Consider the following 16,167-nt stretch of genomic DNA (forward strand, 5'->3'; position numbering starts at 1 on the left):
AAGAACTTAGTTATGCCAAACTCAAATATCAGTCCGCAGGAAGCACTGCGTACCCTTAAAGAAGGGAATTTCCGTTTTTACAATAACATGAGCATGAACCAGGATCTGCTGCAGCAGGTGAAGGATACACGCTTCCGTCAGCAGCCGTTTGCTGTGGTGGTGAGCTGTATGGATTCGCGTACATCGGCAGAGCTGATCTTCGATCTGGGTATCGGGGATATTTTCAGCATCCGTATTGCAGGAAATGTAATCACCCCGGGTATCCTCGGCAGCCTGGAATACGCAACTGCCGCAGCTGGTGCACGCCTGATCCTGATCCTCGGCCATACGGGCTGTGGCGCGATCAAAGGCGCCTGCGACGATGTGCGCATGGGTAACCTCACCGGTCTGCTGGAACACATCAAACCTGCGATTGCGCGCGAAACTACGATCACTGAAAACAGGAGCAGCGATAACGAGGCTTTTGTTACTGCTGTTACCCATCACAATATTCAGCACTCGCTGGAAGAGGTACTTGCGGGGAGCGAAGTGATCCGCAATCTGCTGCAGGAAGGTAAGGTAGGTATTGTTACTGCACTATACGACATCGGAAACGGCCGCATTGAGTTTTTCGAAAACGAAGCCGTAATGCCGGAGATGGCAACGATGGCCGGATCATAAAAAAGCAAAAGAAAAGGATCGCGCACTGCGATCCTTTTCCCGTTTATTGTTCTACTACCAGCGAGTCGAGCTTTGCGCCGAGATCCAGCAATATCTTCGACAGATCGCTCACAAACGACTCCGGTCCGCAGAGATAAAAATAGGAACTGAAATCGCGTATATTATCAATCAGGTAATTGCGGTCGATGTGATTTAACCCGAACCCGATGCGGTTTTCATGCGAAAAGAAATTCAGCATATCACCGTTGAGCATCCGTTGCAGCTCCGGATACAGGATCACGTCTTCTGCTGTTTTATTGGAATAGATCAGACGATTGCCTTTAAGCAGATTTGCACGGAACAGCGAACGGAAAATAGAAATGAAGGGAGTGATACCTGAGCCTCCGGCGATAAATACGCCCGGGCCTTTGTACGTGATCGCACCGAATGCATCACCGATAATCAGTTCTGCACCTGCATTCGTTTTGCCAAGCTGTTTGGTAACGCCGCTCCGGTCGTTATAAATTTTCACCATCAGCTCCAGGTAATTCTGCGAGACCAGGTTAGTGAAAGTAAAAGGTCTGAATTTATCATTCCATTCGGGCAGATTGATAGCGACTTCCGTACCCTGGCCGGGTGTGAATACATATCCGGGCGGCTTTTCGAGTATAAAACGTTTTACATCATGATTGATATATTCCGCATCCAGGATCTTTACGATATATTTATTGCTCACTTATTTTTCGGTTGGTTTTGTTGATTCGATTTTTTGGGCAGTCGTGTGAAGCGCAGTGCCACCCCTTGCGCGGTACTTAGCTCGAGGCTGTTGCTGTCGGCTACTTTGAATGTCTTCACTTCGTTGATCAGCGACATAAATTTCTGTTCGTCCACCTGATCGCAGGCCATTTTGGTGCTGCCCAGCGGACCCTTAAAAAAGAGCTTATCGCCTTCTACTTTTATTGTGCCGAAATAATTGTTGCAGCCATTGAAACCTGATATTTTGCCGTACGCGACATTGATACTCACAAGCGGCTTTTTGGCCGGATACAATTTAGCGACATCGCCTCCTTTCATCCATTGTAAAGTCCATGCTCCCTGCAGGAGCCGTTGCGAGCGTACTACAGGATCTTCTTTACCATGGGGGGCGGTCTGCGCAACAACAGGCATACTGAAACTGCCGAGCAGTAAGGCGATTGCACAAATTTTTCTCATAAAAACGGTTTTTCGTGGACTCGTACAAACTTATTCCTTTTTAGTCAATTATCTTTGTGAAACATCTTTGAAAATAAGCGCGCGTGGATTTATCAATCAGTCTTAATAAGTTTATCAGTGACACAGGATATTGTTCCCGGAGGGAAGCAGATAAGCTCATTGAATCCGGCCGGGTATTGCTGAATGGCAGGCCTGCGCGATTGGGTAACCGGTATGAGGAAGGAGACGAAGTAGAGGTAGATGGCAGCCTGATAACGGCGCCTAAAAAGGATAAGCTGGTGTATATCGCGCTGAATAAGCCGGCCGGTATCACCACCACCACCGAAATGCATATCCCCGGCAATATTATTTCGTATGTGAACCACCCCAAGCGTATTTTCCCTATAGGGCGACTGGATAAAGATTCAGAGGGTTTGATATTCCTGACCAATGATGGCAATATCGTGAACAAGATTCTACGGGCCGGCAATAAGCATGAAAAGGAATATATAGTAAAGCTCAATAAACCTGCCGAGCAGGGATTTGTTGCCAGGATGAGCACCGGTGTGCCTATCCTGGATACGGTGACCGCTCCCTGTAAAGTGGTGATGAGCGGCCGGCAAACATTTTCGATCACGCTGGTGCAGGGACTGAACCGCCAGATAAGACGCATGTGTGAGGCCCTTGGGTACTCGGTTGTTTCCCTGAAGCGTGTGCGCATCATGAACATTCAGCTCGGAACCCTCGCTACGGGTAAGTGGCGTAATCTGAGTGATGCTGAAGTGGCCATGCTCAAGGCGTCCGTGTCGGGTTCGGACAATACGGCAAAAGCTTCACCGAAAGTGAAAGCAGCCCCGTCTGAAAGGCCCCGAAGGGAATCTCCCGCAGCAAAACCTGAAAAGGCGCTTAAGCAGTCCGCTAAACCGGCAAAGAAGGCTGATGGTAATAATACACCGCCACCATCTTCGCCAAAGAAATCTTCCTATAAAGATTATCGCAGTAAAGGAAAAAGAAAATAGAAAAGCCCGGTATCAGATATACCGGGCTTTTTATAACGAGTAATTTTCCGCTACCATCCATCGCCGTCGAGCAGATTGCCGAGTCCTCCGAGCACACTACCCTCCTCTTTCCTGCGGACGGTACCGTAAGAAAGAATACGGCTTGCCAACCTGCTGATAGGCAATGTCTGTATCCATACGCGTCCCGGACCCCTGAGCGTCGCAAAGAAAACACCTTCGCCACCGAACAATGTATTTTTGATGCCGCCTACAAACTGGATATCGTAGCTTACGCCTGATGTGAACGCCACGATACACCCGGTATCTATCTTGAGCAATTCGCCCGGTTGCAGTTCGCGTTCGGTTACGTGCCCGCCGGCATGTACAAATGCCATACCATCGCCTTCCAGTTTTTGCATGATGAACCCTTCTCCTCCGAACAGGCCAGTTCCGAGTTTACGCTGAAACTCAATCCCGATAGACACGCCTTTGGCCGCACACAGGAAACTATCTTTCTGACAAATGATACGGTTACCGAGTCGCATGAGGTCTAAAGCAATGATCTTACCGGGATAGGGAGATGCAAACGAAACATGTTTTTTGCCCTGCGAGGTGTTGGTGTAGGTTGTCATAAACAGACTTTCACCTGTAAGCACACGCTTGCCGGCGCTCAACAACTTACCCAGGAAATTGGAATTCTGATTCTGACTGCCGTCGCCGAAGATTGTCGACATCTCGATTCCATCGTCCATCATCATAAATGAACCGGCCTCGGCAACCGCCGTTTCTCCCGGGTCCAGTTCCACCTCTACATACTGCATTTCTTCTCCGAAAATGCGGTAATCAATTTCGTGGTTATTCATAGTTTGACTGATTTTATTTGTAGTCCAAAACTAAGGCAAACAGTACAGCTCCTGCGAGGCTGCAGTGAAATTTCGGTGAAATTGTCAGTGAACCTGGTTTTCTTTTATCAGGAAATAATGTTCGAAGCTTATGCTGCTCTCAGCATCTTTCAGTTTCAACTCCTGCCAGTTGCTGCCTATTGTTACAGACTGAGCTGCCGCATTTCCTTCGTGAATGCGGACCGGTAGTGCGAATCCGTCTGCGCAATGGCTGAAGCGAACCGATAGCGTTTTACGCTTACGTTTCCATTCCAGTACGGGAATGTCTGTGCTGCGCAGGTATTGATCGAATACAGGCTGTAAAGGCAACCCCGTAAACTCTTTCAGGAAAGATTCCATCTGAGCACCGGTAATCTGCTTATGATAGAACCGCTGATTCATAGTGCGCAGCATCTGCCGGAACTTTGTGTCGTCGTGCATCAGTTCGCGTATGGTATGGATCATGGCAGCGGCCTTATCATATTTATCGCTGCTACCGTCGTCGTTGACGCCGTAATGTCCCTGAACGGGAACATCATTCTGAATATTGGCCCACTGCCCCATTGTATAGGCGCGGGCTTTGTCGGGTCCGAACCAGTATTCCACAAAAAGTGCTTCGGCGTAAGTGGTGAATCCTTCATGTATCCAGTTGTCGGCTATATCGGCTGCGGTGATACTGTTCCCGAACCATTCGTGCCCGCTTTCGTGCACTACTATAAAATCAAACAGTAACCCTATGCCGGTATTGCTCCGGTCTTTACCCTGGTAGCCGTTCTGGTAACCATTCCCATATGCGATTGCACTCTGGTGCTCCATTCCGAGATAAGGGGCCTCGACTATTTTATATCCGTCGTCATAAAAAGGATAGGGACCAAACCAATATTCAAAAGCGCTGAGCATGCGGGTAACTTCTTTGAACTGTTTACGCGCTATGGCTTCGTTGTCCCGTAAAGAACAAAAGATCAGGTGCAGCGGACCCTTTTCTCCCTGATAATCTTCGTTCCAGTGCACATAGTCACCGAGATAGAAAGTGACGTCGTAATTATTGATCGGGTCGGCTGTTTCCCAATCTATCTGCTGACGGTTTCCCGTGCGCAGTCGTGATCCGAATCTTCCGTTTGCGATCGCTTCCAGATCTGACGGACCGGAAAGCCGGATTTTCATACCCTGGTCCGGTTCATCGGACTGGATATCTTTACATGGCCACCAGCAACTGGCACCGGTCCCCTGGCAGGCAACTGCCACCCATGGATTTCCGTTAGCGTCTTTAGACCAGACCAATCCTCCATCCCAGGGCGCTTTGCGCGCGGCTTTCGGAATGCCGTGATAATACAGCTTCAGCGTTTGCTGTGAGCCCTGAAGCTGTTTCCGGAACGGATGCTTCAGCCAGAATACGTTTCCTTCTCGTGTGAACGGTATGCTTTCTCCGAGCGCTACCGCGCTGTCCAGTTGCAGCGGTTCCTGCAGGTCTATCTGCATACTGTCGGAGACCCTGCCGCTGATTTTGAAAACAATGGTGGTGGATCCGGCAATGGAACGTTCCTGGTCATTTAAGGAGACATAAAGACGGTAATACTGAACGTCCCACCAGTTGCGTCCGTTACCATTGCCGCCGCGCAGGCTGTCCTGCCGGTTAAAAGCAAACAGGGCGTTTGCTGTGAGCAAACACCCTGTAAGACATATCATAATTTTCTTCTTAACTATATTCATTCGTCAAAAATTCCGGTTAGGCGATGTACTATTCCGCTTTTGCAATATCAGTCACTTCAACATCGAAGATCAGGATACTGTTTGCCGGAATGGCAGGACTCGGGCTTCTGTCTCCGTAAGCCATAATGCTTGGGATGTACAGGGTTGCTTTAGATCCTTTTTTCATAGTACCTACACCGATGTCCCAGCCCGGAATAACCTGACCCTGACCAATGGTGAAGCTGAACGGCTCAACGTGGTGGAAAGCAGAATCAACATTTGAGTCGAATACTTTTCCGTCCATGGTTCTGCCGGTGTATTTCACAGTTACTTTCTGGCCTTCACGTGCCGTATCGCCTGTTCCTGCCTGGTTGTATTTGATATACATTCCGGAAGCATGACGTACAGGTTTGATATTGTTTTTAGTGAAGTAAGCTTTCAGCGCTGCTGAATCTTTAACCATCATGGATTTTGCTTTTTCAGCTTTTTCCTTGAAGCCTTCTGCCTGTGTTTTTTGTTTTACAACAACCACGTCCTGATCCAGCCACATGCCTGCACCTTTCTTCATCCACGGAGCCATAGGAGCACCCATTGCGAGGATGGTATCCAGCGGCATACGGAAGGTAGCACTGTCGCCTGCACTCAGCAACTGGAACCCGTCCATGAGGTCGTAGCGCGGTTGCTGTGCGGGACGTACCTGCAGTTCGAAAGGCTCATTGTTGTTTACAACGCGTGAGCTGAACAGGACACTGTCTCCTACACGGGAACGTGTGTGGATGGTAATAAAATCGCCTACCTGAGGGGATTTTCCCGGAACATCTTTCCAGATGCGCATCTGTAAACCATTGCTTACTTCTGTCCATCCGTTCACTGTTTTACCCAGTGTTACAGGTTGAGCTACAAATTGTTCACGTTGATTCTGTGCAAAAGAGGTTGCTGACAAAGCAAAGCAGCCAAGTCCCAAAACGACTAATTTTTTCATTAGGGTCTGTGTGTTTTTTGTGATTTAATTTAGGTGAAATTCTTATTTGAAATCCAACAGTTCAACATCGAAGATCAGGATGGAATTCGCAGGGATCTGCGGCTCGCGGCCTTCAGCTCCGTAGGCAAGTCCGCTCGGGATAAACAAAGTAGCTTTTGCGCCTTTGTTCAGCAGGGAAATTCCTTCATCCCATCCGGCAATTACCTGACGTTGACCGAGGATAAATTCCAATGGCTCTGTATGCTGGAACTGAGGATCGATGTTTGAATCGAACACTTTTCCGTCCATTGTCTTACCTGTGTATTTTACTTTCACAGTTTTACCTGCGGTAGCGTTTTCACCTGCACCTGGTTTGGTGATGATGTAATAAACGCCTGATGCGGATTTCTGAGCAGAGATACCATTTTTGCTCAGGTATTCCTGGATCAGCTGATCATCCACTCCAACCTGCTTAGACGCCTGAGCTTCCATTTCGGCTTGTTTTTGTTTCTGACCTGCTTCAAACTGAGCTTTGGTTTTTACAGAAACCATTTTGATCTCGAGCTGGATTTTATCGGTAGGCTTTGCAAACGTATACATTTTGCGTGCCATAGAATCCATTTCGAAACGGATAACCGCGCTGTCGCCAGCAGAGAGCATAGTGATCACATCGGTAGGATCCATTGCTTTAGGCGTCGCAGGATTACGTTGCAATTCCATTTCCAGAGCTTTGCCGTTCATCATTTTTCTGCTGTCGAACATCAGACTGTCGCCGATTCTTCCCACCATGTGGTATTCGATGTAATCTCCGATTTTAGCAGCGTCGCCTTTTTCGTCTTTTACGATATTGTACTCAACTCCGTCTTTTGTTTTTTTGAATCCGCCTTTATTACAGGAAGCCGCACCAACCATGATCGCGGCCAAAGCGGCAATAGATAAAACTTGTTTTAACATACAGATAAATGATTAACGTTTAATTTTTCGAGGGGTGAAATTCGGATAAAATTCGTTTAAAACATAAAATAGTTTCCGAAAAAGATTGTGAAGATTGTCCGCCGGACGCATTAAAATGCCCTCCGCCGTTAAAATGGTTACGCGCAAACGCGTTCACATCGAAAGTACCTTTGCTTCTGAAGGACAGTTTAATACCATCCTTACGTTCTATGATAAGCGTGGCAAAGCGGATGCCGGCAATACTCATCGGATAATTAACAATTCCTTCAGTATCTCCGCTGCGTACGTCGAACTTTTGAAGGTCTTCCTGCGACAAAGTGATCAGTCCTGAGCTGTATTCCGGGAATATCTCCATGCGTTCCTGCAATACAAAGCCCAGAAAACGCATGCGGCGTTCCTCCCAGGAATCATATACTTCTTCGTGAATGACACTATGTTTCAGTCCTTTGCGCATCAGATCGGCAATCATTTCATGTACCGATGCGGTACAGGCCGGGAAGCGGAAGGAACCGGTGTCGGTCATTGCCCCGGTGTAGATGCACGCTCCTATCTGCTCGTCTATCAGTGCATTGTGGCCGGTAAGGTTGATAAAATCATACACCATTTCGCAGGTGCTGCTTTTTAAAGGTTCACTGACACCGAAATCAAAATCCGGCTTGGGGAACATATGATGATCGATCAGCACTTTTGTCTGAGTGGCGCTGCTCAGTAAGGTTTGCATGCCTTTCACCCGGCTGAAGTCGTTAAAGTCAAGGCAGAAGATCAGATCGGCTGCTGCAATCGCCGGTTCCACCTTGCGGGGTTCCGCTTCGTGGTTCAGTACTTTCGATAAGCCGGGCACCCAGGCCAGGAAATCCGGTACTTCACTCGGTGACACCGGGGAAACGGTATGCCCCATTTTTTCGAGGAACAGGGTTAACGCCATCATGCTGCCGATTGCGTCGCCGTCGGGCTTATGATGGGTGGTTATAAATATATTTCGCGGTTGCTGTAATAAGGGCAGTACTTCCTGTATTGGTTTCATAATGATGTATTCGTCTGGCTTAGCTGCCGAATTCACTTAAAAATTTAATACGCATGAGCTGTAATGTCTCAATGCTGATATCCTGATCGCGGAACGCGTCATACACCTGGTTAAGGTCGTCGTCCTGACAGGTACGGAAATAATCAAATATTTCATCCTGTTCGTACTCGTCCAGTTCCTCATCGATGCAATAGCCGATATTCAGTTTGGTACCGCTGGCTACAATGGTTTCCATTTCGCCGAGCAGTTCTGCCATAGTGATATTTTTATTTTTCGCGATGGTCTCCAGCGGGATGCGTTTGTCGATATTGGTGATGATAAATACCTTCATGCCGCTTTTATTCACCACGCTCTTCATCACGAAATCTTCCGATTTTTCGATACCATGCTCCTCTACGTACCGTGCAATGAGCTTGACAAATTTGCGCCCGTAGCGGATAGCCTTTCCCTTATTCACACCGACGATCTTTTCCAGCTCTTCCATTGTGGTCGGATAGCTGGTAGCCATATCCTCAATCGAATTTTCAAGGAAAACAACGAACGGCGGTACATTATGCTCCTCTCCCACTTCCCGGCGCAGGTCCATAAGCATCTTGAACAGTGTTTCGTCCAATGCAGCTCCGTTTGATTCTCCGGACTGGAAGCTGTCATCATTTTCTGATTCCTCCGCATAACGGTGATTCAGCGACACTTCAATCGAATGAGGTTTCTTGAGGAATTTGTGCCCTGCATCGGTGATCTTCAGTAAGCCGTATTCTTCAATGTCCTTACGGATAAAGCCTTCCAGCATCATCTGGCGGATCAGCGATTGCCAGAAATTGGCATCCATTTCCATGATCAGTCCGGAACCGAACGATTTCAGTTTATTGTGACGGAACGTGATGATCTGCGGATTGCTCACGCCCAATATGATATTTACGATATAGTCGATGCCAAAACGTTCATCCACCTCTTTGATCGTGTCGAGCACAATCTTCACCGAATCTTTTACGTCCAGTTTCTCTTTCGGATTCAGACAGTTATCGCAATTACCGCAATTAGCGTCTTTGAGGGTTTCTCCAAAGTAGTGCAACAGCATTTTCCGGCGACAGACGCTGCTTTCCGCATAGGCTACTGTTTCCGCGATCAGCTGACCACCCATTTCCCGCTCACTCAAAGGCTTGTCGCGCATGAGGTGCTCGAGCTTCTGAACGTCTTTGTAAGAGTAATACAGCATGCACTTCCCTTCCAGTCCGTCACGCCCGGCGCGTCCTGTTTCCTGGTAATAGTTTTCGAGGGATTTAGGAATGTTGTAATGCACCACAAAGCGTACATCCGGCTTATCGATACCCATACCGAATGCGATAGTGGCTACGATGACATCCACTTTTTCCATCAGGAACATGTCCTGACGCTGGGAACGTATACCGGCATCCAGTCCCGCGTGGTAAGCAACAGCGCTGACACCGTTCGCCTGGAGCAGGTTTGCAAGCTCTTCCGTAGTCTTACGGTTAAGTGTATAAATAATGCCGCTCTTCCCGCGCATGCTGTGAATGAATTTCACAATGCTTTTGAGGGTGTGTTCTTTGGAAAGCTTCGGAACGATCTCATAATAGAGATTCGCGCGATTGAATGATGAAATAAAGATCTCCGGATCCCGTAACTCCAGGTTCTTCACAATGTCGTCCTGCACTTTCGGAGTTGCGGTAGCGGTTAATGCGATGATCGGAATATTAGGATTGATCGCTTCGATCATCGTGCGCAATTTGCGGTATTCCGGGCGGAAATCATGTCCCCACTCGGAAATACAGTGTGCTTCATCCACGGCAACGAAGGAAATATTCAGATCGGCAAAAAACTCGATATTTTCAGCTTTGGTCAGTGTTTCCGGAGCTACATACAGCATTTTCGTGCGGCCTTCGACCAGATCCGTTTTTACTTTACGCTGCTGCACCTTGCTGAGCGTTGAGTTCAGGAAGTGCGCAATATTGTCCTGACTGCTGTACCCGCGGATCAGGTCCACCTGGTTTTTCATCAGTGCGATGAGCGGAGAGATAACAATCGCCACACCATCCAGCAATAATGCAGGCAGCTGATAGCAAAGCGACTTGCCGCCGCCGGTAGGCATGATCACAAATGTATCTTTGCGCATTAAAACGTTCCTGATGATCGCCTCCTGCGAACCCTTAAAAGAATCAAAGCCGAAATGCTTCTGCAATTCTTTCTTCAGGTTATACTTTGCCTTGACGGTACCAGTAGTCGCTCCCATAATTAATCCGGATATTTGTTATTGACTGTTGATTTGATGATAAAATACTGAATGTACAAGTATACATGTCAGGCGTGTTTTCAACAGGGTCGCAAAAGTAGTACAAAATACATTCATATAAATCAAGAAATCAGGCTTTGGCATAACTTTAATGCCACGTTAATTGATGATTATCTGTTATCTTCGTACACTTCGCTATAACACCGCAAATAAGCAGCGCCATGAAATTCTCAATTAAGATAAGCCTTTTTCTGATAGGTTCCTTTTTTTTCTGTTCCTGTAAAAAAGAAACACCTATCATTACGCAGGAAAGCCGCGTGACCCATTCCTGGAAATTACGTTTTCAGGGAAGCGACATCAACAACAACGGAGCTTTTGATCAGAACGAAAAAAATATGGTGTCCGATTCGGCAGCTTTCAGCTATCAGTTCAAATCCGGCGGCACCGGTTTCCGTGTGGGAAATAACAGTTCTTTCATAGACACGCTTACCTGGTATTTCGTGGGTGACAACGGTATGCACATCAATCTGAAAAGCCAGGGCATTGAACAGTCGCTGGACTACCTGTATGAGGTGGGAACCGATGAAATAACCCTTACAGACACTGCACAAAAACCGGCCTTCTTCAGGAATTTCATATTACAGTAAGAAATTTTTAAAAACTTTTTTTGGAAAATACAAATCCCTGATTACCTTTGCAATCCCAAAACGAACTGGCTGCGTAGCTCAACTGAATAGAGCATCTGACTACGGATCAGAAGGTTTCAGGTTTGAATCCTGACGCGGTCACTTAAAAAAAGGGTTTCGATCATTCGGAACCCTTTTTTATTTGCAATGATTTTCACATGAACAATAACGGAAAGAGCAGCTAATTATTAGCTGCTCTTTCCGTTAAATCGCTTTAAACCACCGGATATACTATTTCCATCCGCCGCCCAGTGCGCGATACAGATCCACTACAGTACTCAGCTGCTGCCGGCGCACAAGAGCCAGGTTCAGTTCCGCCTGCAACGCATTACCCTGTACGGTCATTACTTCCAGATAATTAGCCATTCCGCTCTGGTATAACAGTTGGGCATTCCGGATAGCAGTTTTCAGGGTCATTACCTGCGCGGTGGCAATCAGAGCCTGTTCTCTGAGCTTATCATGCTGTACGAGCGCATCGGAAACATCTCCTACCGCCTGAAGTACCGTTTGCCGGAAAGAAAGCACTGCCTGTTCGCGCTGGTTTTTTGCGAGGGCGAGATTGGCTTTTAATGCACCTCTCTGGAAAACGGGGCTGGTAAGTCCGCCCACTACATTTCCGAAAAGAGAGGCGGGTATTTCAAACCAGTTGCTAGACTTAAAAGAGTTGAGTCCGCCAACAGCGGTAATGGTCAGTGAAGGATACATTTCGCGCTGTGCCACACCTACCTGTGCATTGGCGCGGCGCAAAGCCATTTCCTGAGCGCGCACATCGGGCCTGCGGCTTACGAGTCCTGCTGGTACTCCGGTGGCATATTGCTCGTTTACGTGCATTTCAGACAGCTTTGTTTCGCGGTATACCGAATCCGGCATTTTGCCCGTAAGTATGCTCAGCGCATGCTCCTGCACCGCAATTGCCGATTCCAGCTGCGGGATCAGTATCGCAACAGATTGCTTCTGAGATTCGGCCTGTTGCACTGCAAGAGAAGAAACCATTCCCGCATCCCATTGGAGTTTCGTAAATGTCAGCGTTGTATCGTTCAGCAGCAGGTTGCTGTGCGCCACCGAGAGTTGTTCGTCCAGCATCAGCAGGTTATAATATCCCTGTGCGATCGCTGCAACGATTTGGGTTTGCACGGCTCTCTGCGCCTCGTAAGTTTGCAGGTAGGCAGACAATGCCGCTTCCTTTTTCAGGCGCAGCTTGCCCCATATATCGGCCTCCCAGGACAGGTTGAATGCTGCGTTATAGTCTTCGATATGTGTCTGGCCCAAAAAGGTATTCAGGCTGATACCGTTCAGACTGTTTTTAGAAGGATGAGACGACTGTGCGGTGATCGCCGCATTGACAACCGGCAGCTGCAGCAGTTTTGCCTGCCGGAGTTGGGTCTGCGAAGCCTCTACCCTTTTCAGTGCAAGCTGCAGATCGTAGTTATATTGAATTCCGTCACGGATCAGCCTTTGCAATGCAGGGTCAGTGAAAAATTCGTTCCATCCGAGATCCGCAATGCTGGATGAGTCTGTTGTTTGAACCCGGTTGTATTGCGCCGGAACATTGGCCAGTTCCGCAGCCGGAATGCGCGGCATTTTACATGCTGCCAGTAATAGAATGGATGATGCCGACAGGCTATAAAGAAGTTTATTGTTCATTGTATGAGAATTTAGTGCTCCAGAATTGACAGATTTTTATACCGTTGCGTTTTCCGGCTTTTTACCCGAAACGCGCTCATGCAAGTGCTGGAAAATCACAAAGAGAACGGGGATGATAAAAATACCGAACAGTACACCGGTGGCCATTCCGCCCACGGTGCTCATTCCGATGGAGTGATTTCCTTTTGCAGATGCCCCGCTCGCCCATACCAGCGGCAGCATCCCCACGATGAACGCGAACGATGTCATCAGGATAGGACGCAGACGCAATCTGGAGGCCTCCAGTGCCGATGCGATAAGGCTCATGCCTGCCGCGCGCCGCTGAACAGCATATTCCACGATCAGGATCGCATTCTTTGCCAGCAAGCCTACCAGCATGATCAGCCCCACCTGCACATAAATGTTATTGTCGATGCCTGCCAGTCCGGTAAATGCAAACACTCCGAGTATCCCGGTAGGAATGGTCAGGACGATGGCGAACGGCAGGATATAGCTTTCGTATTGCGCGGCCAGCAGGAAGAATACAAAGATTACGCTCAGCATAAAGATGTACGCGGTCTGACCGCCGGTCGCTTTTTCTTCGCGGGTGATACCCGTCCATTCGTAGGCATATCCTCTGGGCAATACCTTTTTAGCCGTTTCCTCAACAGCGTTAATTGCGTCTCCGGTACTGTATCCGGGCTTCGGAGTTCCGTTGATAGTTACCGCATTGAAAAGGTTGTTGCGTGTCACTGTTTCCGGTCCGTAAGTACGTTTCAGATTGATGATCGTGGAAACCGGCAGCATTTCACCCTGGTTGTTTTTCACAAAGATGCCTTCCATGGAATATGCGTCGTTCCGGTACGGGATATCGGCCTGAGCCATTACGCGATAATATTTACCGAAGCGGTTGAAATCGGAGACAAAGCTGCTGCCGAAATAGATCTGCAGGGTCTGCATCAGTTCGCTCACCGAAACGCCGAGCTGCTTTGCCTTCTCGAAATCCACCTCAATTTCATACTGCGGGTTACCAGCCGCAAATGTGGTGAAAGCAAACGCGATCTCTTTTCGTTGCATCAAAGCACCGATAAACTGCCAGGCTGTTTCTCCCAACTGCTGCAGGCTTCCGTTACCGCGATCCTGCAACATAAGTTCAAAACCGCTCACATTGCCGAATCCCTGTACTGTCGGGAAACTAAAGAAGAATGCACTTGCGTCTTTCACCTGTGCCACCTTAGCAGTAAGCGCTGCAGCAAATTTGTCCGGATCTTTTTCTGCGCCACGGTCTTTCACATCTTTCAGGCGGATAAAGCCGGCTGCATAAGGCGATGCGTTCGCGTTGCTGATGAAGTTCAGTCCGTCTGCCACCCATAGTTTGCCTACCGGCTCTTCTTTGCGGATAATGGCGTCGATCGCATGAGTTGCATTTTGTGTTCTGTCGAGAGAACTTCCGGGAGGCGTGTTTACGGCGTACAAAACAAAGCCCTGATCTTCATTCGGGATAAATCCGGTGGGTGCTTTGCGGATCAGGAATATGCTGACAGCGGTAATAAGTGCCAGTCCGGATATTGCTACCCATTTATTTTTGATCAGGAATTGCAGGCTTCTCACATACCGGTCGGTTAAGCGCTCAAAGGACGTATTGAACGCATGGAAGAACCGCTGTTTGAAATTCAGCTGACTGTTATGCTCCGAATGGTCGGAACCATGTATATTCTTCAGAAAAATTGCACAAAGTGCCGGACTTAAAGTCAATGCATTCACGGCAGAAATAATGATCGCTATCGCGAGTGTGAAGGCAAACTGACGATAAAATACACCGGCCGGACCCTGCATGAATCCTACGGGAACGAACACCGCAGCCATGACAAGTGTAATCGATATGATCGCTCCCGAGATCTCACTCATGGATTGCACTGTTGCCTCTTTCGCCGACATGCGTGTATGTTCCATTTTCGCGTGAACGGCCTCTACGACAACGATCGCATCATCTACCACGATACCGATCGCCAGAACGAGCGCGAACAGCGTCAGCAGGTTGATCGTAAATCCGAACAACTGCAGGAAGAAGAACGTACCGATAATAGCTACGGGTACCGCAATAGCCGGGATCAGCGTGGAGCGGAAATCCTGAAGGAAAATAAACACGACAATAAACACCAGGATAAAAGCCACAATCAATGTCTCGATCACCTGGTGAATGGAAGCATCCAGGAAGTCTTTGGAGTTGTACATCACAACCGTCTTCACGCCTTTAGGCAATAGCGGTTTCATTCCCTCTATCTGCTTTTCGATCTCTGTGATGATATCGTTTGCATTGGATCCGGCCGTCTGGAGGATCGCAAAGCCCGCCACGGGATTGCCGTCCAGACGGTTGGCTGCAGCATAGCTGTAGGAGCCGAACTGTACGCGCGCCACGTCTTTAAGACGCAGCATCGATCCGTCCGCATTTGCCTTTACAACCATATTTTCGTAATCCTCCGCTTTGTTCAGCTTTCCTTTGTACTTCAGGATAAACTCAAACGTTTCTTTGCTGTTCTGTCCCAGCCGGCCGGGCGCCGCTTCGAGGTTCTGATCCTGAATAGCGCGTAATACTTCCTGTGGAGAAAGGTTGTTTGCGGCAAGGCGATCAGGTTGCAGCCAGATACGCATGCTGTAGTCCTGCGATCCGAAAACCTGGGCCTGCGCTACTCCGGGAATACGTTGTATCTGCGGGATGATGTTTATTTTAATGTAGTTCTGCAGGAACAGTTCGTCGTACATAGTGCTGTCTTCACTTGTAAGCCCCATGAACATGATCATACTGTTCTGTACTTTTTGCGTCGAAATACCTGCCTGGATTACCTCCTGTGGTATCTGGCTGGTTGCCTTCGACACGCGGTTCTGCACATTCACGGCCGCGATATTGGGATCGGTGCCCTGCTTGAAGAATACGGTCAGCGTCATACTTCCGTCATTACTGGAATTGGAAGTCATGTACGTCATGTTTTCCACACCGTTTACTGCCTCCTCAATGGGTGTGGCTACGGAACGCGCCACCACTTCGGCGTTCGCCCCCGGATAGGATGCCGTTACCTGCACGCTGGGAGGAGCAATATCCGGGAACAGATTGATCGGCAGATTGATCAGTGAGATGATTCCCAATAGCAACAGGAGAATGGAAATAATGGTAGATAATACCGGTCTTTCAATAAATCTTTTTAACATGTAGGTAAATGTTTACTGGTGCGGGGGTTGGAGCCCCGCATTGTGAGATGATTGATAATAGTCCTC

At 48.3% G+C, this 16,167-nt stretch carries 12 protein-coding genes, 1 tRNA gene and 1 pseudogene; 4 read left to right on the top strand and 10 right to left on the bottom strand.

Going from position 1 to position 16,167, the window contains the following annotated elements; translation table 11 throughout:
* Positions 1–12 precede the first annotated feature (12 nt).
* Positions 13–660 carry a carbonic anhydrase family protein gene (locus ABD846_RS07855; protein ID WP_344824888.1) on the top strand — a complete coding sequence of 216 codons (648 nt, stop codon included), beginning with the start codon at positions 13–15 and terminating at the stop codon, positions 658–660.
* A 43-nt stretch (positions 661–703) separates the two neighbouring features.
* Here the strand turns inward: ABD846_RS07855 and ABD846_RS07860 are convergent, their stop codons facing one another.
* Positions 704–1,375 (bottom strand): ferredoxin reductase domain-containing protein, encoded by a 672-nt coding sequence (locus ABD846_RS07860; RefSeq protein ID WP_344824891.1) that lies wholly within the window; start codon positions 1,373–1,375, stop codon positions 704–706.
* The gene (locus ABD846_RS07865) at positions 1,372–1,851 is read right to left on the bottom strand and encodes an META domain-containing protein (RefSeq protein WP_344824894.1); all 480 of its coding nucleotides are present in this window, start codon (positions 1,849–1,851) and stop codon (positions 1,372–1,374) included. The genes ABD846_RS07860 and ABD846_RS07865 overlap by 4 nt, the downstream gene beginning before the upstream one ends.
* Positions 1,852–1,934: 83 nt before the next feature.
* Here ABD846_RS07865 and rluF point away from each other — a divergent pair, with 83 nt between their 5' ends.
* The gene (gene rluF, locus ABD846_RS07870) at positions 1,935–2,849 is read left to right on the top strand and encodes a 23S rRNA pseudouridine(2604) synthase RluF (protein WP_344824897.1); all 915 of its coding nucleotides are present in this window, start codon (positions 1,935–1,937) and stop codon (positions 2,847–2,849) included.
* A gap of 50 nt (positions 2,850–2,899) precedes the next feature.
* Here the strand turns inward: rluF and ABD846_RS07875 are convergent, their stop codons facing one another.
* The 6 genes and pseudogenes from ABD846_RS07875 to recQ all read right to left on the bottom strand — a co-directional run bounded on the left by ABD846_RS07875 (position 2,900) and on the right by recQ (position 10,585).
* Positions 2,900–3,691 (bottom strand): TIGR00266 family protein, encoded by a 792-nt coding sequence (locus ABD846_RS07875; protein WP_344824900.1) that lies wholly within the window; start codon positions 3,689–3,691, stop codon positions 2,900–2,902.
* Positions 3,692–4,021: 330 nt separating this feature from the next.
* Positions 4,022–5,419, bottom strand: a pseudogene (locus ABD846_RS07880) (M1 family metallopeptidase); the annotation flags it as partial.
* A gap of 28 nt (positions 5,420–5,447) precedes the next feature.
* A complete protein-coding gene (locus ABD846_RS07885) occupies positions 5,448–6,380 on the bottom strand; it encodes an FKBP-type peptidyl-prolyl cis-trans isomerase (RefSeq protein ID WP_344824905.1) in 933 nt (310 codons plus the stop codon).
* A gap of 42 nt (positions 6,381–6,422) precedes the next feature.
* On the bottom strand, positions 6,423–7,313 hold the full coding sequence (locus ABD846_RS07890; protein WP_344824908.1) for an FKBP-type peptidyl-prolyl cis-trans isomerase: 891 nt from the start codon (positions 7,311–7,313) through the stop codon (positions 6,423–6,425).
* A gap of 19 nt (positions 7,314–7,332) precedes the next feature.
* On the bottom strand, positions 7,333–8,337 hold the full coding sequence (locus ABD846_RS07895) for a DHH family phosphoesterase (RefSeq protein WP_344824911.1): 1,005 nt from the start codon (positions 8,335–8,337) through the stop codon (positions 7,333–7,335).
* A gap of 19 nt (positions 8,338–8,356) precedes the next feature.
* Positions 8,357–10,585 (bottom strand): DNA helicase RecQ, encoded by a 2,229-nt coding sequence (gene recQ / locus ABD846_RS07900; protein WP_344824914.1) that lies wholly within the window; start codon positions 10,583–10,585, stop codon positions 8,357–8,359.
* A 221-nt stretch (positions 10,586–10,806) separates the two neighbouring features.
* On the opposite strand from recQ, the gene ABD846_RS07905 reads away from it, so the two are divergent.
* Together ABD846_RS07905 and ABD846_RS07910 are read left to right on the top strand one after the other, a co-directional pair.
* A complete protein-coding gene (locus tag ABD846_RS07905) occupies positions 10,807–11,232 on the top strand; it encodes a hypothetical protein (RefSeq protein ID WP_344824917.1) in 426 nt (141 codons plus the stop codon).
* A 67-nt stretch (positions 11,233–11,299) separates the two neighbouring features.
* A tRNA-Arg gene (locus ABD846_RS07910) sits at positions 11,300–11,373 on the top strand.
* A gap of 129 nt (positions 11,374–11,502) precedes the next feature.
* Here the strand turns inward: ABD846_RS07910 and ABD846_RS07915 are convergent.
* Together ABD846_RS07915 and ABD846_RS07920 are read right to left on the bottom strand one after the other, a co-directional pair.
* On the bottom strand, positions 11,503–12,915 hold the full coding sequence (locus ABD846_RS07915) for an efflux transporter outer membrane subunit (RefSeq protein ID WP_344824920.1): 1,413 nt from the start codon (positions 12,913–12,915) through the stop codon (positions 11,503–11,505).
* A gap of 36 nt (positions 12,916–12,951) precedes the next feature.
* Complete coding sequence (locus ABD846_RS07920) at positions 12,952–16,101, bottom strand: efflux RND transporter permease subunit (protein ID WP_344824922.1); 3,150 nt, start codon at positions 16,099–16,101, stop codon at positions 12,952–12,954.
* Positions 16,102–16,167 lie beyond the last annotated feature (66 nt).

The organism is Rurimicrobium arvi (assembly GCF_039540495.1).
In the GTDB taxonomy this organism is placed as follows: Bacteria; Bacteroidota; Bacteroidia; order Chitinophagales; family Chitinophagaceae; genus Rurimicrobium; species Rurimicrobium arvi.

Bases quoted from the DNA above. Each gene is read 5' to 3' on its own strand.
- ABD846_RS07905 (WP_344824917.1), top strand. From the start codon at position 10,807: ATGAAATTCTCAATTAAGATAAGCCTTTTTCTGATAGGTTCCTTTTTT.
- ABD846_RS07895 (WP_344824911.1), bottom strand. From the start codon at position 8,337: ATGAAACCAATACAGGAAGTACTGCCCTTATTACAGCAACCGCGAAAT.
- ABD846_RS07855 (WP_344824888.1), top strand. From the start codon at position 13: ATGCCAAACTCAAATATCAGTCCGCAGGAAGCACTGCGTACCCTTAAA.
- ABD846_RS07865 (WP_344824894.1), bottom strand. From the start codon at position 1,851: ATGAGAAAAATTTGTGCAATCGCCTTACTGCTCGGCAGTTTCAGTATG.
- ABD846_RS07915 (WP_344824920.1), bottom strand. From the start codon at position 12,915: ATGAACAATAAACTTCTTTATAGCCTGTCGGCATCATCCATTCTATTA.
- ABD846_RS07875 (WP_344824900.1), bottom strand. From the start codon at position 3,691: ATGAATAACCACGAAATTGATTACCGCATTTTCGGAGAAGAAATGCAG.
- recQ (WP_344824914.1), bottom strand. From the start codon at position 10,585: ATGGGAGCGACTACTGGTACCGTCAAGGCAAAGTATAACCTGAAGAAA.
- ABD846_RS07890 (WP_344824908.1), bottom strand. From the start codon at position 7,313: ATGTTAAAACAAGTTTTATCTATTGCCGCTTTGGCCGCGATCATGGTT.
- ABD846_RS07885 (WP_344824905.1), bottom strand. From the start codon at position 6,380: ATGAAAAAATTAGTCGTTTTGGGACTTGGCTGCTTTGCTTTGTCAGCA.
- ABD846_RS07920 (WP_344824922.1), bottom strand. From the start codon at position 16,101: ATGTTAAAAAGATTTATTGAAAGACCGGTATTATCTACCATTATTTCC.